Here is a 25,791-nt window from a genome sequence, read left to right as displayed (position 1 = left end):
GCCTCGTGATCACCGCCATCGTCCTCATCCACGCCGACACCGCCCGCATCCCCGAGGTGGCCGAGACCGTCGCCGACCTCGACGGCGTCAGCGAGGTCTACTCGGTGGCGGGCGACGCCGACCTCATCGCGATGGTCCGCGTCCACGAGCACGAGGAGCTCGACGACGTCATCGCCGGCCGGCTCAACAAGGTCGAGGGGATCGTCGACACGTCGACGCACATCGCCTTCCGCGCCTACAGCCGCCACGACCTCGACGCCGCCTTCAGCATCGGCCTGGAGTAGGTCCCGCAGGCCCGGGCTCAGCGGGTCAGGCCGAGGCCACGTCCTGCGTCGCCCGGACCCAGCGCTGCAGCTGCTCCGCAGCACGACCGGAGTCGAGCACCGCCTCGACGGTGTCCATGCCCGCGCGCAGGGTCGCGATCGGGTCGCTCGGCTGCTGGTCACCCTGCTGCGCGAGGGCGACCGCCGCACCGGCGTTGAGCACCACGGCATCGCGGACCGGACCGCGCTCCCCGGCGAAGAGTCGTCGGGCGACGTCGGCGTTGAAGTCCGCGTCGCCGCCGCGCAGCGCGTCGAGCGGGCTGCGACCCAGGCCGAGGTCCTCCGGCGTCAGGTGCACCTCGCGGATCTCGCCGTCCGCGACCCACCACACGTGCGAGCCGTCGGCGACCGTGAGCTCGTCGAGCCCGTCATCCCCACGGAAGACGAGCGCGGTGGTCCCGCGCTGGGCGAAGACACCCGCCATGAGCGGCGCGACCCGCTCGTCGGCGACGCCCACGACCGAGTAGGTCGGGCGCGAGGGGTTGGTCATCGGGCCGAGCACGTTCAGGGCCGTGCCGATGCCGAGGTCGCGCCGGGGCGCGGCCGTGTGGCGGAAGGAGGGGTGGAAGGTCTGGGCGAAGCAGAAGGTCATGCCGGCCTCACCGGCCACCCGCGACACGTCAGCGGGGCTCAACGTCAGGTTGACCCCGAGGGACTCGAGGACGTCGGCGGAGCCGGACTTCGACGACGAGGCGCGGTTGCCGTGCTTGACGACCCGCACGCCGGTCGCGGCGATGCAGATGGCCGACATCGTCGAGATGTTGACCGTGCCCGCCATGTCACCGCCGGTCCCGACGATGTCCAGGGTCGGGCCGTCGACCTCGATCGGCAGGGCGTGCTCGAGCATGACGTCAGCCAGCGCCCGCAGCTCGGTGACGGTCTCCCCCTTCGCCCGCAGCGCGACGAGGAAGCCGGCGATCTGCGCGGGAGCCGCGTCGCCGGACATCATCTCGCGCATCGCCCACGCGGTCGCGTCCGACTCCAGGTCGTGCCCCGCGAGGAGCTGGGTGAGGACGCCCGACCAGGTGTGGGTGCCCGCCTGGCTCATCGGGCGGACACGCCCCGCGCCAGATCGGCCACCGCGTCCGCGAGGACGATCGGGTCGATCGGGTGCGGCACGGCGGAGTCCGCGAGGGACCACGTGGCCAGCCAGCCGTCCTGCGGGCGGCCGGTGAGGACGAGCACCGGGGGGCAGTCGTGGATCTCGGACTTCAGCTGACGGCACAGCCCCAGACCACCGAGCTTGGCCGCCTCGCCGTCCAGGACGAGCAGGTCGACCCCGCCGGCCTCGACGGCCTCGACGACCGCCGCCGGCGTGGCGCACTCGCGCCACCCGGAGATCTCGACGTCGCGCGCCGGGCGACGTCCCACCGCGGCGCGCACGGCGTCACGGGTGGTGATGTTGTCGCTGTGCAGGAGCACCTGCACGGAGACGGTGGTGCCCTCTCCGGCCGATGCTGCCGGGGCGGAAGAGGTGGCTGACGAGGTACCGGTCATGCCCCAGAGCGTAGCGGTGACCCACCCCACGAGACTCGCGGAGGGGGGTGGCGCACACGCGCTCACGGTTGAGGACATAATGGGCCCGTGGCCACTGCAACCTCCCTGCCTTCAAACGTCTCCGGGCACACCGCCGCCGACCCTGCGATGGGTCCGGTCAGCCGCCCCAACATGGTGTCCGTCGGCACCATCGTCTGGCTGTCCAGCGAGCTGATGTTCTTCGCCGGGCTCTTCGCGATCTTCTTCACGGTCCGGTCGATGCGCCCGGACCTGTGGGAGCACAACATCGAGATGCTCAACGTGCCCTTCGCGGCCGCCAACACGCTGATCCTCGTGGTCTCGTCGGTGTGGTGCCAGCTCGGTGTGCTCAAGGCAGAGCACGGTCAGAAGTCCCGCACGGGCTCCCTGCTCAACGTCGCCGGCTGGGGCATGCGTGAGTGGTACGTCCTCACCTACATCTTCGGCGCGGTCTTCGTCTCCGGCCAGATCCTCGAGTACGCCACGCTCGTCACCGAGGGCGTGACCATCTCGACCGACTCCTGGTCCTCGATCTTCTACCTGACGACCGGCCTGCACGGCATCCACGTCACCGGTGGCCTGATCGCCTTCCTGCTGATCATCGGCCGCACCTACACGACCCGCAGCTACAGCCACGCGCAGCAGACCGGCGCGGTCGTCACGTCGTACTACTGGCACTTCGTCGACGTCGTGTGGATCGCCCTCTTCGCCGCCATCTACCTCCTGGGCGCGTGACCCCCATGCGCCTCCCCCTGCTCCGTACCCGCTCCCAGAGGACAGGATCGTCCATGCCGACCCTCTCTCGCCGTCACCCCGCGGCGATCGCCCTGCTGCTCATGCTCGGCCTCTTCGTCACCGGCACCGCCTACGCGGCCGTCGCACCGAAGCAGGCCGAGGCCACGGTGACCAGCTCCGACGACGTCGCCAACGGCAAGAAGCTCTTCGTCGCCAACTGCGCGACCTGCCACGGGGCCAACGGCCTGGGCATCGAGGACTCCGGCCCGAGCCTCGCCGGCGTCGGCGCCGCGTCGGTCGACTTCCAGATGGGCACCGGCCGCATGCCGATGGCCGAGCCGGGCGTGCAGGCGCCGGGCAACATCAAGGTGAAGTTCACCGACGAGGAGATCTCCGACATCGCCGCCTACGTCGCCTCCCTCGGCGCCGGCCCGGCCGTGCCGGACGAGGAGTACACCGACGGCGCGCAGGGCGACCCGGGCAAGGGTGGCCAGATCTTCCGCGTCAACTGCGCCATGTGCCACAACAGCGCCGGCGCGGGTGGCGCCCTGACCCGCGGCAAGGACGCGCCCAAGGTCACCGGGGTCTCCGGCAAGCACATCTACGAGGCCATGGTCACCGGCCCCCAGAGCATGCCGGTCTTCAACGACAAGAACCTCACCCCCGAGAACAAGCGCGACGTCATCGCCTACCTCGAGGCCCAGCAGGAGGCCGGCAGCCCCGGCGGCAACCCGCTCGGTGGCCTCGGCCCGGTGCCCGAGGGCCTCTTCGCCTGGACCGCCGGCCTGGGCCTCTTCGTGGGCATCGCCGTCTGGCTCGGCCAGAAGTCCGCCTGACAGACCTGACAACTCGCCACACAGACAGGAACGACGTAGATGAGTGAGCACCCCCCGACAGGGGCGACGCCGCAGGAGCCCTCGGGCTCCGATGCGGTGCGTCTCGACCAGGGCCACGTGCAGGGCTCCGGTGGTATCCCGGAGCGATTCAGCAACCCGGGGCTGCCGCCCCACGTGCTGCGCAACGCCGACCGCGACGAGAAGGCGGCCAAGCGTGCCGAGCGCCAGGTGGCTGCGCTCTTCGGCTTGTCGATCGTCGGCACCGTGGTCTTCCTCGTCGCCTACTTCCTCGTCGACGTCGAGGACCAGGTCTGGGTGCCCTTCACCAACGAGATGAGCCTGTCCAACCTCGTGCTGGGTCTCGGGCTGGCCTTCTCTCTGCTCGGCATCGGTCTGGGTGCGGTCCACTGGGCCAAGACCCTCATGCCCGACACCGAGAGCGTCGAGATGCGGCACCCGATCCGCTCGGCCGACGCCGACCGTGACGACTTCGTCGAGGTCATGCAGGGTGGCGCCGAGTCCGCGCAGCTGACGCGTCGTCCGCTGCTCAAGGCGACCTTCGCCGGCGCGATGGGCCTCTTCGCCCTCCCCCTGCTCGTCCAGCTCGTCGGCTCGCTCGGCCCGCTGCCCAAGAACGACCTCTCCGTCACCTTCTGGAACGGCGAGAAGGGCCCGGACGGCAAGTACCACCCGAAGAAGCTGCGGCTGCACCGCGACCCCGAGGACACCCCGATCAAGCCGGGCGACGTGACCATCGGCTCGGTCTTCCACATCCAGCCCGAGGGCCTGCTGACGCTCGAGCACGACAAGCTCAACGAGATGAGCAAGGCCTCCGTGCTCCTCATGCGCCTCAACCCCGAGGACTTCCAGGACACCGACAAGGGCCGCAAGGCCCGCGACTGGGGCTACCAGGGCATCGTCGCCTACTCCAAGGTGTGCACCCACGTCGGCTGCCCCGTCGGCCTCTACGAGCAGACCACGCACCACCTGCTCTGCCCCTGCCACCAGTCCACCTTCGACGTGACCAACGACTGCGAGGTGATCTTCGGTCCCGCCGGGCACCCCCTGCCGCAGCTGAAGATCACCGTCGACAGCGAGGGTTACCTCATCGCTGACCAGCCCTTCCAGGAACCGGTCGGCCCGAGCTTCTGGGAGCGTGGTTGATCGTGACCGCCAATGCTCGTCCCGCAGACGGCCTGCGCACCGGTGACGCACCGGCGAAGGCGCCTGTCTCCCCCGGCATGAAGAAGGTCGGTGGGGTCGCCGGTTGGATCGACGACCGCACCGGTGCCGCCAAGGGCATCAACTACTTCATGAAGAAGGTCTTCCCGGACCACTGGTCCTTCATGCTCGGCGAGATCGCCATGTACTCGATGATCGTGTGCATGCTCACCGGGGTCTTCCTGACCTTCTGGTTCGACCCGTCCATGGGCCACACGACGTACGAAGGCAGCTACGCGCCGCTCCAGGGCGTCGAGATGTCCCGCGCCTACGCCTCGACGCTCGACATCTCCTTCGACGTCAAGGGCGGTCTGCTCGTCCGGCAGATCCACCACTGGGCGGCGCTGCTCTTCATCGTCGCGCTGTCGGTGCACATGCTGCGCGTCTTCTTCACCGGCGCCTTCCGCAAGCCGCGTGAGATCAACTGGATCATCGGCTGCGTCCTGTCGCTGCTGGCTCTCGTCGAGGGCTTCGCCGGCTACTCCCTGCCCGACGACCTGCTCTCGGGCACCGGTCTTCGCGCGGCACAGGGCTTCATGGTCGCCGCACCGGTCATCGGCAGCTACCTGAGCTACTTCCTCTTCGGTGGCACCTTCCCGGGCGAGGACATCATGCCGCGCCTGTACTCGGTGCACATCCTGCTGCTGCCGGCGATCCTGATCATCCTCTTCACCGTCCACCTGCTGCTGGTCGTCGTGCACAAGCACACCCAGTACCCCGGGCCCGGCAAGACCAACGACAACGTCGTCGGCTTCCCGGTGATGCCGGTCTACGCGGCCAAGGCCGGTGGCTTCTTCTTCATCGTCTTCGGCGGCATCGCCCTCATCTCCTCGCTGGTCCAGATCAACGCGGTGTGGGTGCACGGCCCCTACGAGCCCAATGCCACCACGGCCGGCGCCCAGCCGGACTGGTACATGGGCTTCCCCGACGGCGCCCTGCGACTGCTGCCGAGCTGGCTCGAGTTCGAGACCTTCGGCTTCACCTGGGCCCTGCCGGTCGTCATCGGTGCACTCGTCGTCATGCCGGCCTTCTACGCGGGCATGATCGCCTACCCCTTCATCGAGTCGTGGGTCACCGGTGACAAGCGCGAGCACCACCTGCTCGACCGCCCGCGCAATGCCCCGACCCGCACCGCCCTCGGCATGGCGGCGATGACCCTCTACGGCGTGCTCATGTTCGCCGCGAGCAACGACATCATCGCCATCAAGTTCGGCATGTCGATCAACGACATCACGCTCATTCTGCGGGCGCTCGTCTTCATCGGCCCGGTGGTCGCCTTCTGGGCGACCCGCCGGATCTGCCTGAGCCTGCAGCGGCACGACCGCGACCTCGTCCTCCACGGTCGCGAGACCGGCCGCATCCACCGCGGTGCTGCGGGCGACTTCGAGGAGATCCACGAGCCGCTCGACGAGTACACCCGCTGGACCCTCGTCCAGCACGAGGGCGCTCCCCCGCTGGAGCTCGAGTCCGCCACCGATGCCAACGGCGTCGACAAGAAGGGCGCCCGCAAGCGCAAGCTGCGCGCGCGTCTGCACGACTTCTACTTCGGCGGCGTCGTCGCACCGGTCACCCCGGCCGAGCTCGAGGCGGCCCACCACGACCACGGCCATCACGAGGCCATCGAGTCGGGAGACAAGGTCTCCACGCACTGACCTGGTCAGCGCAGCCCGCAGGCCCCGGAGGTTCTCCTCCGGGGCCTGCGGCGTTCCCGGGCACGGACCAGCGCGAAGGGGGTCCACGGCCAGTGCGAGGATGTCCCCGACATGCTCACCACCGACGCACCCGCCAGCCGGCGCACCGCACCCCTGGCGGTGACGACCGTCCTGCTCGCGCTGCTCGGCATGTTCGGCCCCTTCTCCATCGACACCCCCTTCCCTGCCTTCCAGGAGATGGGCGAGGCCTTCGACGCCTCCGAGGCATCGATGCAGCTCGTCGTCAGCGCCTACCTCGGGGCCTTCGCCGTGATGAGCCTCTTCCACGGGCCGCTGAGCGATGCCGTGGGACGCAAGCCGGTCATGGTCACGGGGGCCGCGGTCTACGCGCTGGCCTCCGTCGGGTGCGCCCTGGCCCCGTCCCTGCCCGTGCTGCTCGCCTTCCGCGTGCTCCAGGGCATGTCGGCCGGGGCGGGCACGATCGTCTCGCGCACGGTCGTGCGCGACCTCTTCGAGGGCCCACGTGCCCAGCGGCTGATGAGCACGATCGCGATGATCTTCGGCATCGGCCCGGCCCTGGCCCCCATCGTCGGCGGCTGGCTGCTCCTCCTCGGCCCCTGGCAGCTCGTCTTCTGGTTCCTCACCCTCTTCGGGGCGGTCATCGCGATCAGCGTGCTGCTGCTCCTGCCGGAGAGCCACCCGCCGCAGCGGCGCACTCCCCTCGACGTGCGTTCCGTCGTCGGCGGGGTCGTCGAGGTCGCCCGGATGCGCCCCTTCCTCGTCCTGACCGCCGCCTCGGCCTTCTCCTTCGCCGGGCAGTTCCTCTACATCGGGGCGGCGCCGATCTTCGTCGTCACCCTGCTCGGTCAGGGACCGCAGGACTTCTGGGTCTTCTTCGTGCCGATGGTCGCCGGCATGGTCCTCGGTTCCTTCACCAACGGCCGCCTGGCCGAGCGGGTGAGCGGCGAGCGACTCATCGTCGGGGGTCAGGCGGTTGCGCTCAGCGGCGCCGTCGTGGGTGTCGCGCTGGCGACCTTCCCCGCGACAGCGGTGCTGCCGTGGGCCGTCGTCGGCTCCACGGCGATCGCCTTCGGCACCGGCATCTCGATGCCCGTCTACCAGCTGGCCCTGCTCGACGCGGTCCCGCACGCCCGGGGCACGGCGGCCTCCGTGTCGACCTTCTGCATGCTCGTCCTCAACTCGCTGCTCACCGCGCTCGTCGTGCCCGTCGCCGCGACCTCCCTCGTGCGGCTGGCGCTGACGAGCCTGGGGCTGCTCTCCCTCGGCATCGTGCTCTTCCACGTGCACCGGCACGGGACGCGACGCCCCGTGCGCGCGGTGCCGGCGCCGCCCCCTTCGCCCGAGGTGGTCTGACGTGGTCGACATCAGTGCCGAGGACTTCGAGCTCGCCGTGCAGGACGCCCTCGACGCAGTGCCCCGCGAGCTGCTCGACGTGCTCGACAACGTCGCCTTCTTCGTCGAGGACGAGCCGGGGCCCGAGCACGCCGACCCGGACCTGTCCGACGAGGACAACGCCGAGCTGCTCGGCATCTACCTCGGGGTGCCGCTCACCGAGCGCACCGACGGGTGGGCCGGGTCCTTGCCCGACCGGATCGTGCTCTTCCGGGGGCCGCTGACCCGGATGTGCGAGGACCTCGACGAGCTGCGCGAGGAGATCGCCATCACGATCGTCCACGAGGCCGGGCACCACGTCGGCATCGACGAGGAACGCCTCCACGAGCTCGGCTGGGGCTGAGCCCGCCCGTGGTGAGCCCGGCAGCGGGTCAGGAGAGCGCGCTCTGCGCCTGCCAGTCGGCCCAGGAGTACTGCCACACCCCGATGCCCTCGGAGGGCTGGAACTGGCGGCTGGAGCCGGTGAAGTCGACCGGGTCGCCCGGCAGCGAGTTGTCGTAGAACCACTCGGCATTGCCCGGGGCCATGTTGACGCAGCCGTGCGAGACGTTGGAGCTGCCCTGGGCACCGACGGACCACGGAGCCGAGTGGACGAACTCCCCCGTCCACGTCACCCGGACGTTGTAGTCGGTGTCGACCTTGTAGTAGCCCGGCTCCCCCTTGTCGATGCCGATCGTCGAGGAGTCCATCGTCATCTCGCGCTGCTTGTTGATGACGACCTTCATCCCCGAGCGGGTCTCGGTCTCCTTGCCGGGGCGACCGCTGCTCACGGGGAAGGACTTGACCTGCTGCCCGGCCCGGCTGACGGTCATCTTGTGCTTGGCGATGTCGACGTGGGAGATCTGCTCGCGACCGATGGTCATGGACCCCGAGAGGTCCTCCGCGATCCACTTGTCCTCACCGGTCTGGAACCCGGTGAGCGGAGCGTCGACGGAGACCTGCGTGCCGGGGGCCCAGAAGTCCTTGGGCCGCCACATCAGCTGCCGGTTGTCGAGCCATCCCCAGGACCCCTCGACCTTGGGGGTGGTCGTGACCGAGACGGCCTGCTCGATCTTCTTGCGGTAGGCGGGCTCGGTGACGGCGGTGTCGAACTGGATGCTCACGGGCATCCCGACGCCCACGGTCTGCCCGTCGTAGACGATGCCGTAGGTCGCCGTGATCTCAGGGTCGTGGGTGGTGAAGGTCGAGCGCTGGGTCGACGAACCGCCCTCGGGTCCCTCGGCCGTGACGGCCACGGTGTAGGTCGTCGCCGGTCGCATCCGGGAGGTCGAGGTCCACGTCTGACCGCTGACATCCCCGTCGACCGAGGCTCCCCCGGGCCCGGTGACCTGCACGCGGTCGAGGCTGCCGCGCATCACCTGGACGCTGATCTCGGCATCGGGCATGACGTCCTTGGCCCCGGCGCCGGGGTTGACCTTGACCTCGGCCTCGGGCAGGTCGGGTGTCGTCGTGGTCGTCGAACCCGCAGAGCTCTGGCTGGCCGTCGGCGAGTCAGATCCCCCACCGGCGCAGGCCGCCAGTGCCAGGACGATCACGAGAGCCAGCGCGAGCATGCGCAGCGGGCGAACGAGAGCCGAGATCACGAGACGATGCACCCCCCAGGGATCGAGACGACACGTCCGACGGTGTCCCTGACCGCGGACGTGCTGAAGGGGCCCGGACCGGTGGTCCGTGGCCCCTTCAGCCGAGTGTACGCCCCGCGTCAGTGCGCGTGCTCACCCTTGTAGTACTCGAAGACCCAGCCGCACAGCGCCCACACGCCCACGACCAGACCCAGCGCGCCGACCCAGAAGCCCACGGCGACGCCGAGGAAGATCAGCGCCCCGGAGAGGGAGAGCCACAGGGGCCACCAGGAGTAGGGCGAGAAGGTGCCGTAGGGACCCTCGGCCTGCTCGATGTCGCCGTCCTCGTCGTCGTCCGGGCGCAGCGGCAGCTTGCGCGCGGTGTTCCAGAGGAAGAAGGAGATCATGAAGCCCAGGCCGGCGGAGAGGAAGAGCGCCACCCACCCGACGGGCTCGGCCCAGTCGGTGACGATCCCGTAGCCCACGGCCACGGCGGCGAAGAAGGCGCCGATGATGGCGAACAGCGAGATCTCGGACTTCATCGGGTGCCCTCACCGTCAGTCGTGGCAGCCACGGCCGTGCGCGCCGCGCGCGAGCGGATGGCAGCCGGGGCGTACTCGGGGTGGTTCATGTCGAAGACCGGGCGCTCGGAGCGGATCGGCGGGATCGACGTGAAGTTGTGCCGCGGCGGCGGGCAGGAGGTCGCCCACTCGAGGCTGTTGCCGTAGCCCCACGGGTCGTCAACCTCGACCAGCGGCGCGCTCGTCTGCGTCTTCCACACGTTGTAGAAGAAGGGCAGGAAGCTCGCGGCGAGGATGAGCGAGCCGACCGTGGAGATCTGGTTGGCCAGCTGGAAGTTGTCCTCCGGCATGTAGTCCGCGTAGCGGCGCGGCATGCCCTCGACGCCCAGCCAGTGCTGGATGAGGAAGGTCGTGTGGAAGCCGATGAAGAGCAGCCAGAAGTGGATCTTGCCCAGACCCTCGTTGAGCATCCGCCCGGTGAGCTTGGGCCACCAGAAGTACAGACCGCCGAAGAAGGAGAAGACGATCGTCCCGAAGAGCACGTAGTGGAAGTGCGCCACGATGAAGTAGGTGTCCGTGATGTGGAAGTCCAGAGCGGGGCTGGCCATGATGACGCCGGTCAGACCGCCGAAGAGGAAGGTCACGAGGAAGCCCAGCGCCCAGACCATGGGCGTGTCGAAGACGAGCTTGCCGCCCCACAGCGTGCCGATCCAGTTGAAGAACTTCACACCCGTCGGCACCGAGATCGCCATCGTCATGATCGCGAAGAAGGGCAGGAAGACCTGGCCGGTGCCGTACATGTGGTGGGCCCAGACGGAGACCGAGAGGGCGGCGATGGCGATCGTCGCGAAGACCAGCGTCTTGTAACCGAAGATCGGCTTGCGGGAGAAGACCGGCAGGATCTCGGAGACGACACCGAAGAAGGGCAGTGCCAGGACGTAGACCTCGGGGTGACCGAAGAACCAGAAGAGGTGCTGCCACAGCAGGGCGCCACCGCTCGCCGAGTCGAAGATCTGCCCACCGAAGCGACGGTCGACACCCAGGCCGATGAGGGCGGCCGCCAGGACCGGGAAGGCCATGAGGATCAGGATCGAGGTGATCAGCACGGTCCAGGTGAAGACCGGCATCCGGAACATCGTCATGCCCGGGGCGCGCATGCAGATGATCGTGGTGATGAAGTTGACCGCACCGAGGATGGTGCCGAAGCCGGAGAGGGCCAGACCCCAGACCCAGAGGTCGCCACCGAGGCCGGGGCTGTAGGTCGGGTCCGACAGCGGGGTGTAGGCGGTCCAGCCGAAGGAGGCCGCACCGCCGGGGGTGAAGAGCCCGGCGCCGGCGATGATGCCGCCGAAGAGGTAGAGCCAGTAGGCGAACATGTTCAGTCGCGGGAAGGCGACATCCGGTGCACCGATCTGCAGCGGCATGAGCGCGTTGGCGAAGGCGGCGAAGGCCGGCGTCGCGAACAGCAGCAGCATGATCGTGCCGTGCATCGTGAACATCTCGTTGAACTGCTCGGGGTTGTCCACGACCTGCAGGCCGGGGGCCCACAGCTCGAGGCGGATGACGAGCGCCATGAGGCCTCCGAGGAGGAACCACACGAAGCTCGTGATCATGTAGAGGTTGCCGATGACCTTGTGGTCGGTCGTCGTGATGTGGCGGAAGAACTGCGAGCCGGCGCGCTCACGTCGCGCGATGGTGCGCTCGGAGACCTGTCGCTCGTCGGTGGTGCGGGCCATGGCCCCGGAGATGGTCGACATCAGTTGGACTCCTGCGACGGGATGAGGTCCTGGTCACGCTCGTTGATCTCTTCGCGGTTGAGATCGTTGCCGAGCAGGCCGGTCTGGCCCTTGTCCTCGAGCTCCTTCATGTGGGCGTCGTACTCGCTGCGCTCGACGACCTTGACGTTGAAGAGCATCTGGGAGTGGTAGGCGCCGCAGAGCTCGGCGCACTTGCCCTGGAAGGTGCCGGTCTGGTTGGGCGTCACCTGGAAGCGGTTGACGATGCCGGGGTTGACGTCCATCTTCTCGAGGAAGGCGGGCACCCAGAAGGAGTGGATGACGTCACGCGAGGTGAGCACGAACTCGACCCGCTCGTTGACGGGCAGGTAGAGCGTCGGCAGCTTCTCCTCGGCCCCCTTCTTGCCCGTGAGCTCGGCCATCTGGCCGGCCTCGTGGACGTCGTCGTCGACGTAGTTGAAGTCCCAGCTCCACTGCTTCGCCGCGACGTTGATCGTCACGTCGGGCTCCTTGGAGACGTCGTGGAGCTTCGTCTGCGCGTCCTCGGTGTAGTAGAAGAGCGCTCCGACCATCAGCATCGGGACGACCGTGTAGAGGATCTCGAGCGGCACGTTGTACTGCAGCTGGACCGGCAGCGAGCCGTCGTCGTCCTTGCGGCGGCGGTAGGCCACGATGCACCAGAGGGTCAGGCCCCACACGAGGATGCCGACGGCCAGGGCCGCGACCCAGGACCAGATCCAGAGGTTCTCGACGATCGGAGCCTCCTCGGTGATGCCCTCGGGCAGGTAGCCGTTCTTGGGATCGGTGTGCACACCCACCGCGCTGCACGCGGAGAGTGCCACGACGGCAAAGGCGAGTCCGATGGCACCAATCCTGCGGCGCGTACGCCGGGAGGGGCTCGAAGACACAGGCAAGGGGCACCTACTACTGGTCCGAAGTTTTCAGAAGACGGGATCACGTTACCGCAGGTCAGCCGGCCTGCAGACGAAGGGTGGCACTAGCCTCGATCCGTGGCGCGAGAAAGCATTTCGGACCAGCAGGACATCACGGGCGCGACCCCGGCGACGGGTGTCGACGGCCTCCTCGACGCCACCCCCGGCCCTCTCCACCCGCAGGCCCTCGAGACCCTCCTCGGCGCCCATGACCTGGCCTGGGCGGACCCCTCCGCGCGGCACCCCGCCGGGCGCCGCAGCCGCAGCCTCCTCGACCGGTCGCGCGCCGTCCTCGCCGAGGGGCTCGGGGTGCGTCCCGACGAGCTGACCTTCCACGCGAGCGGCGACCAGGCCGCCCGCACGGCCCTGGCCGTGCTCGCGCGCGGACGGCACCGCCGCACCGCTCCCCCGGTCGCCTCCGCGGTCGAGCACTCGGCCCTGCTGCGCTGGCTGCGCACCGGCGTGGTCCCCGCGACCGAGGTGCCCGTCGGGCCCACGGGCGCGCTCGACCTCGATGCCTGGCGGGCGGCCATCGGTGCGGAGACCCCCTTCGCCGTCCTGCAGTCCGCCAACCAGGAGGTCGGGACCCGCCAACCCCTCGCGGCCGCCCGGGCCGTCACGAGCGAGCACGGCGTGCCGCTGCTCGTCGACGCCCGCGCCGGGCTCGGCCGCGACGACCTGCCGACCGGGGCCGACGTCCTCGTCGGCGACGCGACCGCCTGGGGCGGCCCGCGGCTCGGCGTGCTCGTCGTGCGCACCGGCGCCCGGGTGGCGCCGCACCACCCTCCGACGCCCCACGAGGGGGGCCTCGCGCTCGACCCGGTCGACGTGCCGACGGCACTGGCCGCCGCCGAGGCCTGGCAGCAGACCGCGGCGGACCGCGTCGGCGACGCGGACGAGGCCCGAGCGCTCGTCGAGCGCGTGCGCGCCGCGGCTGCCGCCATCCCCGAGGTCGACGTCGTCGGCGACCCCCAGGACCGGCTGCCGCACGTGTGCACCTTCAGCGTGCTCTACGTCGACGGCGAGACGATCGTCGACGAGCTGGCTCGCCGGGGCCTGGCGGTCGCGTCGGGGTCGGCGTGCACCTCCGACACGCTCGAGCCGAGCCACGTGCTCGCCGCGATGGGGGCCCTCACCCAGGGCAACGTGCGGGTGACGCTGCCGCTGCGGTCCGTCTCCCCCGACCGGGCAGCCGCCGTGGAGCGGCTCTGCACCGAGCTGCCCGACGTCGTCACGACCTGCCGGGCGCGGCTCGGCCTCACCCCCTAGGCGAAGGGGAGGTCCCGCGCCTCGACGAGGGCGCCGAGGTCGAGTGCCGGCGCCTGCAGCGCCTGCGCCAGCCGCGCGAGGTACTCGTGGCGGTGCACCTCGACGATGCCGAGCGTGCCGAGGTGCGGGGTGCGCCACTGGACGTCGATGATCCGGCGCGGGTCGCCGTCGGCGCTGACGAGCCGGTCGAGGGCGACGAGCGCGGCCTTCGATGCGTCGGTGACGTGGTGGAACATCGACTCCCCCGCGAAGAGCCCGCCGATCGCCACGCCGTAGAGGCCGCCGACGAGGGCGCCCTCGTCGTCGCGGACCTCGACGCTGTGCGCCCAGCCGAGGGCGTGCAGCTCCTCGTAGGCCGCCCGGATGGCATCGGTGATCCAGAAGCCGTCACGCTGCGGGTCGCCGCAGGCGGCGACCACCCCGGCGAAGTCCTCGTCGACGGTCACGGTGAAGCGGGGCAGCGACCGTCGCAGCGACCGGCTGACGTGCACGGTCCCCGGCTCGAGCACGCCGCGCCACCGGGGGCACCACCACCCCATCGGCGGGGACCCCCCTTCGCCCAGGCCCATGGGGAAGATCCCGAGCCGGTAGGCGGTGACGAGGGAGGCCGGGTCGAGGCGGCCACCGACGCCGACGACCTCGCCGACGTCACCGGGGGCGCTCTCGGCGGCCTCGAGGCCGGCGCGCAGGTAGCCGCTCCACAGCGCCGACGAGCCCGGCGGCTCGATCGGCGGGAAGGGGACGCGGCTCATCGTCGCCGTGCGGTCAGGGACGGTGGCAGGAGATGTGCTGGCCGATGAGGTCGGCGCTCTCCTGCCCGTAGGCCTCGGCGAGGCGCGCGAGGAAGCGGGCCGTGCCGATCTCGTACTCCTGCGTGCCGACGGTCTCGATGACATAGGTCGCGAGCATCGAGCCGAGCTCGGCGGACTCGCGCAGCGGCAGACCTTCGCAGATGCCGGTGAGGAAGCCGGCACGGAAGGCGTCGCCGACGCCCGTCGGGTCGGCCTTGGTCACCTCGCGGGCGGTACCGACGACGATCGGCTCGTCGAGCCCGCGGCCGGTGATCCGCACGCCGTCCTTGCCCAGGGTCGTGACCCGGTAGCCGACCCGGGAGGCGATCTCCTCCTGGGACCAGCCGGTCTTCTGCTCGGTGAGGTGCGACTCGTACTCGTTGGTGATGAGGTACTCCGCGCCGTCGATGAGGTCACGGATGAACTCGCCGTCGCCGAAGGCCAGCTGCTGGCTCGGGTCGCTGACGAAGGGGATGCCCCGCGTGCGGCACTCGGCGGTGTGGCGGCGCATCGCCTCGGGGTCGTCGGGGCCGACGAGGACGAGGTCGAGGCCACCGACGCGGGCCGCGATGGGCGCGAGCTCGATCTCACGCGCCTCGGACATCGCCCCGGCGTAGAAGGTCGCGATCTGGGCCATGTCGTCGTCGGTCGTGCAGACGAAGCGCGCGGTGTGCTGCGTCTCGGAGACGTGGACGGACTCGCAGTCGACACCGTGGCGCTCCAGCCAGCTGCGGTAGTCGGCGAAGTCCTCGCCGACGGCACCGACGAGCACGGGGCGCTGGCCGAGGTTGGCCATGCCGAAGCAGATGTTGGCCGCGACCCCGCCGCGGCGGATCTCGAGCTTGTGCGCGAGGAAGCTGACGGAGATCTTGTCGAGCTGGTCGACGACGAGCGAGTCCGCGAAGCGACCCGAGAAGGTCATCAGGTGGTCGGTGGCGATGGATCCGGCGATGGCGATGGGCACCCGGTCACCCTACGACGAAGGGCCTCCCCGCCGGTGCGGCGGGAAGGCCCTGTGCGTCGTGCGCGTCGGTCAGCTGAAGCTGTCGCCGCAGGCGCAGGAGGAGCCGGCGTTGGGGTTGTCGATCGTGAAGCCCTGCTTCTCGATCGTGTCGGCGAAGTCGATGGTCGCGCCACCGAGGTAGGGGGCACTCATCCGGTCGACGACGACCTCGACACCGCCGAAGTCGCGGACGAGGTCACCGTCGAGGGAGCGCTCGTCGAAGTACAGCTGGTAGATCAGGCCGGAGCAGCCACCGGGCTGCACGCCGATGCGCAGGCGCAGGTCGTCACGACCCTCCTGCTCGAGCAGCGACTTGACCTTGCCGGCGGCGACGTCGGTGAGGACGACGCCGTGGCTCTCGGTGGCGTCGGTGGTCTCGGGGGTGGTGGCCTGGGTGTCCTGGACGCTCATGCGATGTCCTCACGGCTCGGGGTCTGTATGGGTGGCGGGGTCCGCCACGACGGGGTCAACAGGGGCGGTGTGCAGGTTGTTCCCGTCCGTCCACCATACGTCAGGGGCGAAGGGAGGTCACCGTCGCGGTGACCACGTGGCGGCCACCCGCTCGGCCCGCTCCGCGAGGGTGCCGACCGGGTCGGCCATGACCGGCGCGAGGTCCGCGTGCTTGTCGGCGACGGCATAGCTGCCGGCCAGACCCATCGCCATCGCCTCCCGGCGACCGATGAGCACCTGGCCCGCGAGCGCGACCGCGGGCGTCGCGTGGGCGGCGGCCAGCTCGGCGACCCCGGCGACGACCTTGCCCTGCAGGCTCTGCCAGTCGAGGCAGCCCTCACCGGTGATGACGAGGTCGGCGGCGGCGACGAGCCGGTCGAGCCCGACCGCGGCGAGCACCGTCTCGACACCGCTCACCCGGCGACCGCCGAGGAGGAGCAGCGCGTAGCCGACCCCGCCGGCGGCGCCGGCACCCGGCTCGCGGTCGAGGCGGCGCTCCCGCCCGGTGAGCAGGTCGCTGCCCGCGGGCATGACCCGGCGTACGACGTCGGCGAAGTGCCCCAGAGCCCCCTCGAGGACCTGGGCCTGCTCCGGGGTCGCGCCCTTCTGCTCGGAGAAGACGGCGCTGGCTCCCTGCAGGCCGAGCAGCGGCGAGGCGACGTCCGTGGCCGCGACGAGCTCGACGCCGGCGAAGCGCTCCCGGGCGGCGGCCAGGCCGGCGAGATCGGGCTCGCGGACCGCGATGAGGCCCGCTCCCCCGCCACCGAGCGCCTCGCGCGGTCCGGCGCCGAGGGCGGCGAGCATGCCGGCGCCGGCATCATTGGTCCCGGATCCGCCGAGGCCGACGACGATGCGCTGCACGCCCTGCGCGAGCGCGGCGTCGAGCAGCTCGCCGAGGCCGTGGGTGGTGGTGACGCCGGGGTCGCGCTCGGTGGCGTCGAGCAGGTGCAGGCCGATCGCCTGGGCCGACTCCACCCAGGCCGTGCGTCGCCCCCCTTCGTCCGTCGTGATGTGCAGGGCCGCGGGCACGGACCCGCCCCGGGGACCGCTCACGGTGACGATCGTCGACTCGCCGGGCACGCTCGAGGTGAGCACGTCGAGGAATCCGGGACCGCCGTCGGACAGGGGCACGAGCGTCAGCAGGTCGTCGGGGGCGCGGCGGCGCCAGCCGGCGGCCATGGCCTCGGCCGCCTGCGTGGCGGTGAGGGTGCCGGTGAAGCAGTCGGGCGCGATGAGCACGTGCACGCGTGGACTCTACCGAGGGGCTCGACGCCGCTGTGGGATCATGCCTGCCGTGAGCGCCCCGACGCAGTCCTCGCCCAAGCCCCTGTCCCTGCTCGTCCTCGGGCAGGGCACCGACCCGCACTCCGAGCGGGGAGTCGAGTGCCCGGGCGACCTGCCCGCGCCCTCCGACCCCGACCTCGTCGCGCGGGCGCGAGCGGCCAAGGAGGCGCTGGGCGACCGGGTCTTCGTCCTCGGGCACCACTACCAGCGTGACGAGGTCATCGACTTCGCCGACACCACGGGCGACTCCTTCAAGCTGGCCAAGGAGGCCGCGGCCCGGCCCGACGCGCCCTACATCGTCTTCTGCGGCGTGCACTTCATGGCGGAGTCGGCCGACATCCTCACCAGCGACGAGCAGACCGTCGTGCTCCCCGACCTCGCCGCCGGCTGCTCGATGGCCGACATGGCCGCGCTGCACCAGGTCGAGGAGTGCTGGGACGAGCTCGTCGAGGCGGGCGTCGCCGACGTGACGATCCCGGTGACCTACATGAACTCCTCGGCGGCGATCAAGGGCTTCACCGGCCGCCACGGCGGGACGATCTGCACCTCGTCCAACGCGCAGACCGCCCTCGGCTGGGCCTTCGACCAGACCGGCGGGGTCGACGGCGGGGGCAAGGTGCTCTTCCTGCCCGACCAGCACCTCGGCCGCAACACCTGGGCCCGCGACCTCGGCCGCGACCTCGACGACTGCGTCGTGTGGAACCCCCACCTGCCGATGGGTGGCCTGACGGTCGAGCAGATCCGTGACGCCCGGATGATCCTGTGGCGCGGGCACTGCTCGGTGCACGGGCGCTTCACGGTCGACGCCGTCGAGACGGCGCGGCGCGAGATCCCGGACGTCAAGGTCATCGTCCACCCCGAGTGCCGCCACGAGGTCGTCGAGCTCGCCGACGAGGTCGGCTCGACCGAGAAGATCATCAAGGTCGTCTCCCAGGCCCCCGCGGGCACGAAGTGGGTCGTCGGCACCGAGCTCAACCTCGTCCAGCGCCTGGCGCAGCAGTTCCCCGAGCAGCAGATCAGCTTCCTCGAGAAGAACGTCTGCTACTGCTCGACGATGAACCGCATCGACCTGCCCCACCTCGTGTGGGCGCTCGAGTCCCTCGTCGAGGGGCGCGTGGTCAACCCGATCACCGTCGACCCCGACGTCGCGCACTGGGCCAAGGTCGCGCTCGACCAGATGCTCGCCCTGCCGGGCGAGACGTCGAAGGACTGAGCCGCCCCCCTTCGGCCGCAGCGCTGGCAGGCTGGGCCCGTGGACGACACCCAGCTCCTCGCCCGGACCGCCGACAACCGGCGGCTCTTCGCCGATGTCCTCGACTCCCTCGGCGAGGACCACGCGCACGACGCCACGCTGTGCACCGACTGGGACGTGCGCACCCTCGCCGGTCACATGCTGCAGCCGGTGCACGTGCCGTCGTGGCGCTTCCTGCTGACCGCGGCGCGGCACCGCTCGATGGCGCGGGCCTGCGACGTGCACGCGGCCCGGCTCGGCGACCGACCGCTCGCGGAGACGGCGGCGGAGCTGCGGCACCCGGCCGGCACCGGGTCGAAGCCCTGGTTCATCGGCTGGGCCGGCCCCTTCACCGACTCGTGCATCCACCTGCGTGACCTCGCCGAGCCGCAGGGTCTCGACGTCACCGTGCCGCGGGAGCACTGGCAGTCGGCCCTGGAGATCATCGTCTCCCCCCGAGGCCGCGAGTCCTTCGTGCCGACCAAGGGCCTCCCCGACGGCCTGCGCTGGGAGGCGACCGACTCCGACTGGACCCACGGCGACGGCCCCGCGGTGACGGGGACCGTAGAGGCGCTCGCCATGGTGATGTCGGGCAGACGCGCCTACCTCGACCGGATCGGCGGGGACGGAGCCGCGACGGTGCGCGAGCGGCTCGGTGCCTGATACGGGCTTGTGACTCGCGGGTACGGATATCTCTCGTCGGATGGCCGCGGCGTGAAATCGCGAGTTTCCGGGCTTCGCCGGAGTCTCGGCGGGAAAAGTGGTATCCGTACCCGCGCGTAGGGACTCACTCCTGCGTGAGGAAGTCCTGCAGCCCACCGAGGTCGTCGGTGTTGATGTGGTCGACGCCCGCGGCCCGCAGCTCACGCCAGAGGTTGGTGCGGGCCTCGCCGGCGATGTCGTTGGTCGCCCAGAAGCGCACCCGGTAGCCGTCACGGTGGGCGCTGGCGACGTAGGCGTGCAGCCGCTCGCGCTCGACCTGCGGCATCTCGCCGATGCCCTGCCAGGTGAAGAGCTTCGTCCAGTTCTCGCTGACGAGCGGCATGAGGGCGGCGTCGGTGCCCGAGTCGAGGTCGGTGGAGCGCCCGTCGTAGAAGGAGTAGCGCGTCGTGGCCGCCTCCATCTCGGCGCGCGGGCGGTTGCCGCTGATGACCGCCTCGACGGCGCGGTCGTGGACCAGGCCGTTCTTGACCCGGGTGAAGATCTGCGCGTGGTCGGCGAGCTCGGCCTCGACGGCACGCCAGGTCGACTGCCCGTCGCTCTTGATGTCGATGAGCAGCTGGACGTCGCCTGCGTAGCCCGGGTAGATCTGCCGGCCGCCGCGCGAGGCGATCTCGCTCAGCGGGTCGAGGTAGGCCTCCTCGAGGGTCGGCGCGTCGGCGAGGCCCACGGCGTCGTGGCTGACCCGCAGCTCACCGTCGACGAGCCACACGTCGGCCTCGACCGAGGTGAAGCCGTGCTCGAGGGCATCGAGAAGCGGGCGCTCGTGCTCGTAGTCGTTGTGCGCATGGGCCTGCGGCAGCGGGGTGCCGAGGTCGACGGGAGCCGGTGCGGCTGCGGCGGGCTGGGCCAGTGCGGCGAGGGCCAGTGCCAGGGCTGCGGTCGTGGCGGTCACCGAGCGGGTGCGGGAGATCGGGTGCATGGTCGCACCCTCGCGGCCGCGGGTGTCGCGAGCGCGCCCACGGGGTGAATGCTGCGCCAACGCGCGCCGGCGGCCGGGGCGTCAGGCGGAGCGGACCATCCCGGTCTCGTCGATCAGGGGGTTGTGCGCCACCGGGACGCGCTCCCCTTCGCTCGGCGGGCCGGGAGGCGTGGCACCAGGGGCGAAGGGGGAACCGCCGAGGGCCTCGCGGCCGTGCGGCTCCAGCCAGTTCGACAGGTCGGGACCTGCGGGGACGATGCCGGTCGGGTTGATGTCGCGGTGGACCTCGTAGTAGTGGCTCTTGATGTGCACGAAGTCGGTCGTGTCGCCGAAGCCGGGCGTCGTGAAGAGGTCGCGGGCGTAGGCCCACAGGACCGGCATCTCCGACAGCTTCGAGCGATTGGCCTTGAAGTGGCCGTGGTAGACGGGGTCGAAGCGCGCCAGGGTCGTGAAGAGGCGCACGTCGGCCTCGGTGATGTGCTCACCCATGAGGTAGCGGCGGGTCGACAGCCGCTCCTCGAGCCAGTCCATCGCGGTCCACAGCCGCTCGTACGCGGCCTCGTAGGCGGCCTGGTCGCCGGAGAAGCCGCAGCGGTAGACGCCGTTGTTGACCTCGGTGTAGAGCCGCTTGTTGACGAGCGCCATCTCCTCGCGCAGGTGCTCGGGCCACAGGTCGGGAGCCCCCTCGCGGTGGTGCTCGCGCCACTGGGTCGACAGGTCGAAGGTGATCTGCGGGAAGTTGTTGGTGACGACCTGGCCGGAGGGCACGTCGACGATCGCGGGGACGGTGATCCCCTTCGAGTAGTCGGGGAAGCGCGCCAGGTAGGCGTCCTTGATCCGGGGGATGCCGAGCACCGGGTCGAGGTGCCCCTCGTCGAGGTCGAAGGTCCACGAGTCGGCGTCGTGCGTCGGGCCCGTGATGCCCATGGAGATGACGTCCTCGAGGCCGAGCAGGCGGCGCACGATGATCGCGCGGTTGGCCCACGGGCAGGCCCGGGAGACGACGAGGCGGTAGCGCCCCGGCTCGACCGGCCAGTCGCTCGACCCGTCCGAGGTGATCCGGTCCTCGATGTACGCGGTGTCGCGGGTGAAGTCCTTTTCGACGTATGTGCCCTGTGCCATGTCGACCACCTTAGTTGAATCTTTAACTTTTAGCCAGAGCGGCGGCGACCCGCTCGTACGCCGCCGCGTCGAAGGCCACGATCCGCGCCTCCACCACGTCGGTGTCCGCCGCCGAGATCGTCTCGACGGCGGCAGCGATCGCGTCGTCCTTGGGCCAGCCGTAGATGCCGGCGCTGACGAGCGGGAAGGCGACCGAGCGCGCTCCCAGCGCGTCGGCGACCTCGAGGCAGCGTCGGTAGCAGGAGACGAGGAGCGAGCGATCGCGTTGTCCCACAGCGTGGTTGGGCCCGACCGTGTGGATCACCCAGCGCGAAGGGAGGTTCCCCGCCGTCGTCCACCCGGCGTCCCCTGTGGCCAGGCCGTCGGGGAACCGGGCGATGCAGTCCTCGAGGACGGCCGGACCGCCGGCGCGGTGGATCGCACCGTCGACACCCCCGCCACCGCGCATCGCGGAGTTGGCGGCGTTGACGATCGCGTCGACCTGCTGGGCGGTGATGTCTCCGTGCACCGCGAGGAGCCGGACCATGACCTCAGTCTCCTCCGCTCGCCCCGTCGCGCGTGCCCATCACCGCGACGACCTCGTCGACCTCGCGCTGCCAGACCTCCTCGGGCACCGGCGGCAGGATGTCGTCCCACTCGACGGCGAAGGAGCCGATGACCTGCGGCAGGCGCGCCGGCCGGACCATCGCGAGGGTGTGCAGGTGGGCACTCCCGTCGCCCCACTTGCCAAGGTGGACGCGACCGGCGTTGGGCAGGGCGAGCATCGCGTTGTGCAGGCGGTGCACGAGCCGCCCCCACTCCCCCGCGAGGTCCTCGTCCATGTCGCCGAAGTCCATGTGCTCGCGGGTCTGCAACCACAACGCCAGCAGACCGCCGCGCCCCTCGCGATCGGCCGAGAGCACCCAGCGCTCGTTGCTCCAGACCACCCCCTCGTCGGGGTGGTCGCAGCGCCAGCAGTCGCGGCCCCCTTCGCCGTCGCGGACGCGGTCGGCCTCGGCCGGTGGGAGCAGGTCCTTGGCGACCACGCGACCACCATCGGCCACCCAGGGGAAGGCGGGCCACTCGACGAAGTCCAGCGAGGGCGCGTCGGTGCGCGTCCTCGCCAGCTCGAAGATCTCCTCGGCGCTCTGGGGCACGTCAGCTCCTCGTCAGCCGCGCATCGCGCCGAGGCGGGCCAGCAGCAGCGCCTCCGCGGTGCACACCTTTTCGAACTCGCCCAGGTGCAGCGACTCGTTGGCCCCGTGGGCGCGGGTGTCCGGGTCCTCGACGCCGGTCACGAGGATCGCGGCGTCGGGGAACTTCTCCGCGAACGCCTGGACGAAGGGGATGGAACCGCCGATACCCACGTCGACCGGGTCGGTGCCCCAGGCGTCGGCGAAGGCCGCCCGAGCCTGGTCGTAGACCGGCCCCTGCGCATCGGCCGCGAAGCCCCAGCCCTGCTCGTCGAGCTCGACCTCGACGGTCGCACCCCACGGGGCGTGCTCCTGCAGGTGGCGCTGCAGCGCCTCCCACGCCTCGGCCGGGTCCTGGGTCGGGTTGAGCCGCAGGTTGATCTTCGCCCGGGCGGACGCGGCGAGGACATTGCCCGCCTCGTCGACGGCGGGGGCGTCGATGCCGATGACGACGGCCGCCGGCTTCGTCCACAGCCGCGAGGGGATCGAGCCCGTGCCGATGAGCTCGGTCGCGTCGAGCAGGCCGGACTCCTCACGCAGCCGCGCCTCGTCGTAGTCGATCTCGGGGGCGTCGGTGTGCACGAGCCCCTCGATCGCGACATCGCCCTGGTCGTCGTGCAGGGTCGCCATGAGCCGGCACAGCGAGGTGATCGCGTCGGGGCAGGCGCCGCCGAACATGCCCGAGTGCACGCCGTGGTCGAGGGTGCGCACGGTGACGACGGCGCGAAGGGAGCCGCGCAGGGTCGTCGTGAGCGCGGGCGTGCCGATGGCCCAGTTGAGCGAGTCCGCGAGGACGATCGCATCAGAGGTCAGGCGGTCGCCATGACGCTCGAGCAGCCGCGGCAGCGACTCGCTGGCGATCTCCTCCTCGCCCTCGACGAAGATCGTCACACCGACCGGCAGGTTGCCCGAGTGGGCGCGCAGCGCGGCGACGTGCGCCATGACGCCTGCCTTGTCGTCGGCGGCGCCGCGGCCGTAGAGGCGACCATCGCGCTCGACCGGCTCGAAGGGGTCGGAGTCCCAGTCGGCGAGGTCGCCGGGGGGCTGCACGTCGTGGTGCGCGTAGAGCAGGACGGTCGGCGCGCCCTCGGGGCCGTCGACGTGCCCGATGACGGCGGGGCGGCCCCCTTCGCTCACGATCTCCACGTCGAGGCCCTCCGCCCGCAGCAGCTCGGCGGTGCGCTCGGCGGAGGCCTGCACGTGGGCCTGGTCGAAGGAGTCGAGGCTGACGCTCGGGATCCGGGTGAGGTTCTCGAGGTCGGCACGCACCTGCGGCATCAGCTCGCGCACGCGGGCGCGCAGGGTCTCGATCTGGTCTGCGGTGAGGGTGGTGTCGGTCACGCGGCAGACGCTATCGCGGACGACCCGCTCCGACCCACCGGCGCGGTGCACCTAGAGTTCTCCTCGTGTTCGGACGCAAGAAGGACGACCAGCCCGCCTCCCCCGTGGACGAGCGGCCCCACCGCGAGGGCGCCAAGAACCGGCCCACGCCCAAGCGGCGCGACCAGGAGGCCGCGCGCAAGCGTCCCCTCGTGCAGGCCGACCGCAAGGGCGCGAAGGCCGCCGACCGCGAGGCCCGCCGCGAGAACGGGCGCAAGATGCGCGAGGCGATGGTGACCGGCGACGACCGCCACCTGCCGCCGCGCGACAAGGGCCCGGTCCGTCGCTTCGTCCGCGACGCCGTCGACGTGCGCTGGAACCTCGGCGAGCTGCTCCTGCCGCTCATGCTCGCGGTGCTCGTGCTCAGCCTCTTCGCCGGCACGTGGGCGACCTACGTCTTCCTCGGCGTCTACGTCCTCATCCTCATCGCGATCGTCGACGTGTGGCTGCTGTGGCGTCGCACGAAGCCGAAGCTCCTCCAGCGCTTCGGCGCCGACACCAACCTGCGTGGTCTGGCCATGTACCTCGCGATGCGCGCCTTCCAGATGCGCCGCACGCGCATGCCCAAGCCGATGGTCGAGCGCGGCGACACGCTCTGACCGCTCCGGCGACGAGCTGAGGGCCGCACCCGGATCGGGTGCGGCCCCTCAGCTGTTGGTGGCGGCTGTCAGCCGGCCGACAGCGGCATCGGCCCGTAGACGACCTCCGCCTCGCGCAGCAGGCTCACCTGGGCCACGCCCGCGTCGGCGAGGTCCTCCCACGACTCGGCGAACCACGCCTCGGCGTCGGCCTGGGTCGGGAAGGGCACCGAGTGCTCGCTCGGCAGGGGCTGCCCCGAGGTGTCCTCGAAGCGCCAGCGGTAGGCCTCGCTCATGCCTGCCTCACCTGCACCTCGACGAAGGGCGGCTTGGTCACCGTGGCGGCGACCTCACGCCCGCGCACGTCGATGACGACCTCGTCGCCCTCGCCGACCGACCGGTCGAGCAGCGCCAGGGCGATGCCCTGCTTGAGCGTCGGGCTGAAGGTGCCCGAGGTGACCTCGCCGACCTCGGTGCCGTCTGCGGTCTTGACGGCGCAGTGGCTGCGCGGGATGCCGCGGCCGGTGACGAGCAGGCCGCGCAGGAGCGGGCCCGACTTCGCGACCCGCTGCGCGACGAGCGCGTCCTTGCCCCAGAAGGTCTCCTTGTCCCAGCCGACGGCCCACGCCGAGCGCGCCATGACCGGGGTGATCTCGGGCGACAGGTCGTTGCCGTGCAGCGGGTAGCCCATCTCGGTGCGCAGGGTGTCGCGGGCACCGAGACCGCACGGCAGGCCGTCGAAGGGAGCCATCGCCGCGATGATCGCGTCCCACAGCTGCAGGCCGGCGGCGGCCGGGGCGACGAGCTCGTAGCCGCGCTCGCCGGTGTAGCCGGTGCGGCAGACGGTGATGTCGTGGCCCTCCCACACGGCGTCGTCGAAGGACATGTAGTCGTGGTCGACGGGCAGGCCCATCGAGGTGAGCACCTCGTCGCTCCTGGGCCCCTGGACCGCGAGGACGACGTAGTCCTCGTGCAGGTCGGTGACCTCGACGCCCTCGGGCGCGGCCTCGCGCAGCATCTCGACGACGGTCGCGGTGTTGGCGGCATTGGGGATGAGGAAGACGTCGTCGTCGCCGCGCAGGTAGGCGATGAGGTCGTCGACGACGCCACCGGACTCGTTGCAGCACAACGTGTACTGCGCCTTGCCGGGGCTGATCCGGCCGAGGTCGTTGGTCAGCGTCGAGTTGACCAGCTCGGCGGCGCCGGTGCCGGCGACGCGGGCCTTGCCGAGGTGGCTGACGTCGAAGAGCCCGACCCGCTCGCGCACGGCCGTGTGCTCGGCGACGACGCCGCCGCCGGGGTACTCGATCGGCATCTCCCAGCCGCCGAAGTCGGCCATCTTGGCGTCGAGCGCGACGTGGCGCTCATGGATCGGTGAGGTGCGCAGGGCATCGCTGGCGGTCATGCCCCAGACGCTACCGTC

Annotated in this window: 28 protein-coding genes; 11 read left to right on the top strand and 17 right to left on the bottom strand. The window is 70.9% G+C overall.

Annotation, left to right across the window (positions count from 1 at the left end; genetic code table 11):
* Positions 1-5 precede the first annotated feature (5 nt).
* Positions 6-284, top strand: a complete 279-nt coding sequence (locus NMQ01_RS06620) for an Lrp/AsnC family transcriptional regulator (protein WP_255186070.1) — start codon at positions 6-8, stop codon at positions 282-284.
* Positions 285-309: 25 nt separating this feature from the next.
* On the opposite strand, the gene trpD is transcribed toward NMQ01_RS06620, so the two are convergent.
* Together trpD and NMQ01_RS06610 are read right to left on the bottom strand one after the other, a co-directional pair.
* On the bottom strand, positions 310-1,371 hold the full coding sequence (gene trpD, locus NMQ01_RS06615; RefSeq protein WP_255186069.1) for an anthranilate phosphoribosyltransferase: 1,062 nt from the start codon (positions 1,369-1,371) through the stop codon (positions 310-312).
* Positions 1,368-1,820: a hypothetical protein gene (locus NMQ01_RS06610; RefSeq protein ID WP_255186068.1), complete on the bottom strand. Its 453-nt coding sequence runs from the start codon at positions 1,818-1,820 to the stop codon at positions 1,368-1,370. The genes trpD and NMQ01_RS06610 overlap by 4 nt, the downstream gene beginning before the upstream one ends.
* A 171-nt stretch (positions 1,821-1,991) precedes the next feature.
* On the opposite strand from NMQ01_RS06610, the gene NMQ01_RS06605 reads away from it, so the two are divergent.
* The 6 genes from NMQ01_RS06605 (at position 1,992) to NMQ01_RS06580 (ending at position 8,038) form a co-directional block, all read left to right on the top strand.
* Positions 1,992-2,573, top strand: coding sequence for a heme-copper oxidase subunit III (locus tag NMQ01_RS06605; protein WP_255186331.1), 582 nt, complete (start codon positions 1,992-1,994; stop codon positions 2,571-2,573).
* A gap of 53 nt (positions 2,574-2,626) precedes the next feature.
* On the top strand, positions 2,627-3,409 hold the full coding sequence (locus NMQ01_RS06600) for a c-type cytochrome (protein WP_255186067.1): 783 nt from the start codon (positions 2,627-2,629) through the stop codon (positions 3,407-3,409).
* A gap of 39 nt (positions 3,410-3,448) precedes the next feature.
* Entirely contained in the window at positions 3,449-4,573 is a 1,125-nt protein-coding gene (locus tag NMQ01_RS06595; protein WP_255186066.1) for a ubiquinol-cytochrome c reductase iron-sulfur subunit, read from the top strand.
* A gap of 2 nt (positions 4,574-4,575) precedes the next feature.
* On the top strand, positions 4,576-6,282 hold the full coding sequence (locus NMQ01_RS06590; protein WP_255186065.1) for a cytochrome bc complex cytochrome b subunit: 1,707 nt from the start codon (positions 4,576-4,578) through the stop codon (positions 6,280-6,282).
* Between the two features lie 111 nt (positions 6,283-6,393).
* Positions 6,394-7,656: a multidrug effflux MFS transporter gene (locus NMQ01_RS06585; protein WP_255186064.1), complete on the top strand. Its 1,263-nt coding sequence runs from the start codon at positions 6,394-6,396 to the stop codon at positions 7,654-7,656.
* Position 7,657: 1 nt separating this feature from the next.
* Entirely contained in the window at positions 7,658-8,038 is a 381-nt protein-coding gene (locus tag NMQ01_RS06580; RefSeq protein ID WP_255186063.1) for a metallopeptidase family protein, read from the top strand.
* 28 nt (positions 8,039-8,066) lie between these two features.
* Here the strand turns inward: NMQ01_RS06580 and NMQ01_RS06575 are convergent, their stop codons facing one another.
* From NMQ01_RS06575 to coxB, 4 genes are all read right to left on the bottom strand, one after another.
* On the bottom strand, positions 8,067-9,278 hold the full coding sequence (locus NMQ01_RS06575) for an Ig-like domain-containing protein (RefSeq protein ID WP_255186062.1): 1,212 nt from the start codon (positions 9,276-9,278) through the stop codon (positions 8,067-8,069).
* 119 nt (positions 9,279-9,397) lie between these two features.
* On the bottom strand, positions 9,398-9,799 hold the full coding sequence (locus tag NMQ01_RS06570; protein ID WP_255186061.1) for a cytochrome c oxidase subunit 4: 402 nt from the start codon (positions 9,797-9,799) through the stop codon (positions 9,398-9,400).
* Positions 9,796-11,535 carry a cytochrome c oxidase subunit I gene (ctaD, locus tag NMQ01_RS06565; RefSeq protein WP_255186060.1) on the bottom strand — a complete coding sequence of 580 codons (1,740 nt, stop codon included), beginning with the start codon at positions 11,533-11,535 and terminating at the stop codon, positions 9,796-9,798. The genes NMQ01_RS06570 and ctaD overlap by 4 nt, the downstream gene beginning before the upstream one ends.
* Positions 11,535-12,356, bottom strand: a complete 822-nt coding sequence (gene coxB / locus NMQ01_RS06560) for a cytochrome c oxidase subunit II (protein ID WP_255186059.1) — start codon at positions 12,354-12,356, stop codon at positions 11,535-11,537. The genes ctaD and coxB overlap by 1 nt, the downstream gene beginning before the upstream one ends.
* A 168-nt stretch (positions 12,357-12,524) precedes the next feature.
* On the opposite strand from coxB, the gene NMQ01_RS06555 reads away from it, so the two are divergent.
* On the top strand, positions 12,525-13,715 hold the full coding sequence (locus NMQ01_RS06555; RefSeq protein WP_255186058.1) for a cysteine desulfurase family protein: 1,191 nt from the start codon (positions 12,525-12,527) through the stop codon (positions 13,713-13,715).
* On the opposite strand, the gene aat is transcribed toward NMQ01_RS06555, so the two are convergent.
* From aat to NMQ01_RS06535, 4 genes are all read right to left on the bottom strand, one after another.
* The gene (gene aat / locus NMQ01_RS06550) at positions 13,712-14,467 is read right to left on the bottom strand and encodes a leucyl/phenylalanyl-tRNA--protein transferase (RefSeq protein ID WP_255186057.1); all 756 of its coding nucleotides are present in this window, start codon (positions 14,465-14,467) and stop codon (positions 13,712-13,714) included. The genes NMQ01_RS06555 and aat overlap by 4 nt on opposite strands.
* Positions 14,468-14,480: 13 nt before the next feature.
* Entirely contained in the window at positions 14,481-15,470 is a 990-nt protein-coding gene (locus NMQ01_RS06545) for a carbohydrate kinase family protein (RefSeq protein ID WP_255186056.1), read from the bottom strand.
* Between the two features lie 69 nt (positions 15,471-15,539).
* Complete coding sequence (locus tag NMQ01_RS06540) at positions 15,540-15,920, bottom strand: iron-sulfur cluster assembly accessory protein (protein ID WP_255186055.1); 381 nt, start codon at positions 15,918-15,920, stop codon at positions 15,540-15,542.
* A gap of 117 nt (positions 15,921-16,037) precedes the next feature.
* A complete protein-coding gene (locus NMQ01_RS06535) occupies positions 16,038-17,204 on the bottom strand; it encodes a glycerate kinase (protein WP_255186054.1) in 1,167 nt (388 codons plus the stop codon).
* 40 nt (positions 17,205-17,244) lie between these two features.
* Between NMQ01_RS06535 and nadA the strand changes: the two genes are divergently transcribed.
* Positions 17,245-18,456, top strand: a complete 1,212-nt coding sequence (gene nadA, locus NMQ01_RS06530; protein ID WP_255186053.1) for a quinolinate synthase NadA — start codon at positions 17,245-17,247, stop codon at positions 18,454-18,456.
* A gap of 39 nt (positions 18,457-18,495) precedes the next feature.
* Complete coding sequence (locus NMQ01_RS06525) at positions 18,496-19,137, top strand: maleylpyruvate isomerase family mycothiol-dependent enzyme (protein ID WP_255186052.1); 642 nt, start codon at positions 18,496-18,498, stop codon at positions 19,135-19,137.
* A gap of 124 nt (positions 19,138-19,261) precedes the next feature.
* Here the strand turns inward: NMQ01_RS06525 and NMQ01_RS06520 are convergent, their stop codons facing one another.
* The 5 genes from NMQ01_RS06520 to NMQ01_RS06500 all read right to left on the bottom strand — a co-directional run bounded on the left by NMQ01_RS06520 (position 19,262) and on the right by NMQ01_RS06500 (position 23,751).
* Positions 19,262-20,116 carry a phosphatidylinositol-specific phospholipase C/glycerophosphodiester phosphodiesterase family protein gene (locus tag NMQ01_RS06520; RefSeq protein ID WP_255186051.1) on the bottom strand — a complete coding sequence of 285 codons (855 nt, stop codon included), beginning with the start codon at positions 20,114-20,116 and terminating at the stop codon, positions 19,262-19,264.
* An 81-nt stretch (positions 20,117-20,197) separates the two neighbouring features.
* Positions 20,198-21,238 (bottom strand): glutathione S-transferase family protein, encoded by a 1,041-nt coding sequence (locus NMQ01_RS06515; RefSeq protein WP_255186050.1) that lies wholly within the window; start codon positions 21,236-21,238, stop codon positions 20,198-20,200.
* 22 nt (positions 21,239-21,260) lie between these two features.
* A complete protein-coding gene (locus NMQ01_RS06510; RefSeq protein WP_255186049.1) occupies positions 21,261-21,764 on the bottom strand; it encodes an O-acetyl-ADP-ribose deacetylase in 504 nt (167 codons plus the stop codon).
* A gap of 4 nt (positions 21,765-21,768) precedes the next feature.
* Complete coding sequence (locus tag NMQ01_RS06505; RefSeq protein WP_255186048.1) at positions 21,769-22,374, bottom strand: hypothetical protein; 606 nt, start codon at positions 22,372-22,374, stop codon at positions 21,769-21,771.
* Positions 22,375-22,386: 12 nt separating this feature from the next.
* The gene (locus tag NMQ01_RS06500) at positions 22,387-23,751 is read right to left on the bottom strand and encodes a dipeptidase (RefSeq protein WP_255186047.1); all 1,365 of its coding nucleotides are present in this window, start codon (positions 23,749-23,751) and stop codon (positions 22,387-22,389) included.
* 65 nt (positions 23,752-23,816) lie between these two features.
* On the opposite strand from NMQ01_RS06500, the gene NMQ01_RS06495 reads away from it, so the two are divergent.
* Positions 23,817-24,389, top strand: coding sequence for a DUF3043 domain-containing protein (locus NMQ01_RS06495; protein WP_255186046.1), 573 nt, complete (start codon positions 23,817-23,819; stop codon positions 24,387-24,389).
* A 68-nt stretch (positions 24,390-24,457) separates the two neighbouring features.
* Here NMQ01_RS06495 and NMQ01_RS06490 read toward each other — a convergent pair whose 3' ends face one another.
* Entirely contained in the window at positions 24,458-24,664 is a 207-nt protein-coding gene (locus tag NMQ01_RS06490; protein ID WP_255186045.1) for a hypothetical protein, read from the bottom strand.
* Positions 24,661-25,773, bottom strand: coding sequence for a glycine cleavage system aminomethyltransferase GcvT (gene gcvT / locus NMQ01_RS06485; RefSeq protein WP_255186044.1), 1,113 nt, complete (start codon positions 25,771-25,773; stop codon positions 24,661-24,663). The genes NMQ01_RS06490 and gcvT overlap by 4 nt, the downstream gene beginning before the upstream one ends.
* Between the last annotated feature and the right edge of the window lie 18 nt (positions 25,774-25,791).

Source organism: Janibacter sp. CX7 (genome assembly GCF_024362365.1).
In the GTDB taxonomy this organism is placed as follows: domain Bacteria; phylum Actinomycetota; class Actinomycetes; order Actinomycetales; family Dermatophilaceae; genus Janibacter.
The sequence above is the reverse complement of the archived record's forward strand: the minus strand, read 5'-3'. Positions and strand labels throughout refer to the sequence as shown.

Excerpts from the sequence above, each read along its gene's own strand:
- trpD (WP_255186069.1), bottom strand. The coding sequence starts at position 1,371 with ATGAGCCAGGCGGGCACCCACACCTGGTCGGGCGTCCTCACCCAGCTC.
- NMQ01_RS06595 (WP_255186066.1), top strand. The coding sequence starts at position 3,449 with ATGAGTGAGCACCCCCCGACAGGGGCGACGCCGCAGGAGCCCTCGGGC.
- NMQ01_RS06605 (WP_255186331.1), top strand. The coding sequence starts at position 1,992 with ATGGTGTCCGTCGGCACCATCGTCTGGCTGTCCAGCGAGCTGATGTTC.
- NMQ01_RS06510 (WP_255186049.1), bottom strand. The coding sequence starts at position 21,764 with ATGGTCCGGCTCCTCGCGGTGCACGGAGACATCACCGCCCAGCAGGTC.
- aat (WP_255186057.1), bottom strand. The coding sequence starts at position 14,467 with ATGAGCCGCGTCCCCTTCCCGCCGATCGAGCCGCCGGGCTCGTCGGCG.
- gcvT (WP_255186044.1), bottom strand. The coding sequence starts at position 25,773 with ATGACCGCCAGCGATGCCCTGCGCACCTCACCGATCCATGAGCGCCAC.
- NMQ01_RS06610 (WP_255186068.1), bottom strand. The coding sequence starts at position 1,820 with ATGACCGGTACCTCGTCAGCCACCTCTTCCGCCCCGGCAGCATCGGCC.
- NMQ01_RS06520 (WP_255186051.1), bottom strand. The coding sequence starts at position 20,116 with ATGCACCCGATCTCCCGCACCCGCTCGGTGACCGCCACGACCGCAGCC.
- NMQ01_RS06570 (WP_255186061.1), bottom strand. The coding sequence starts at position 9,799 with ATGAAGTCCGAGATCTCGCTGTTCGCCATCATCGGCGCCTTCTTCGCC.
- NMQ01_RS06490 (WP_255186045.1), bottom strand. The coding sequence starts at position 24,664 with ATGAGCGAGGCCTACCGCTGGCGCTTCGAGGACACCTCGGGGCAGCCC.
- ctaD (WP_255186060.1), bottom strand. The coding sequence starts at position 11,535 with ATGTCGACCATCTCCGGGGCCATGGCCCGCACCACCGACGAGCGACAG.
- NMQ01_RS06600 (WP_255186067.1), top strand. The coding sequence starts at position 2,627 with ATGCCGACCCTCTCTCGCCGTCACCCCGCGGCGATCGCCCTGCTGCTC.
- NMQ01_RS06540 (WP_255186055.1), bottom strand. The coding sequence starts at position 15,920 with ATGAGCGTCCAGGACACCCAGGCCACCACCCCCGAGACCACCGACGCC.
- NMQ01_RS06585 (WP_255186064.1), top strand. The coding sequence starts at position 6,394 with ATGCTCACCACCGACGCACCCGCCAGCCGGCGCACCGCACCCCTGGCG.
- NMQ01_RS06515 (WP_255186050.1), bottom strand. The coding sequence starts at position 21,238 with ATGGCACAGGGCACATACGTCGAAAAGGACTTCACCCGCGACACCGCG.
- nadA (WP_255186053.1), top strand. The coding sequence starts at position 17,245 with ATGCCTGCCGTGAGCGCCCCGACGCAGTCCTCGCCCAAGCCCCTGTCC.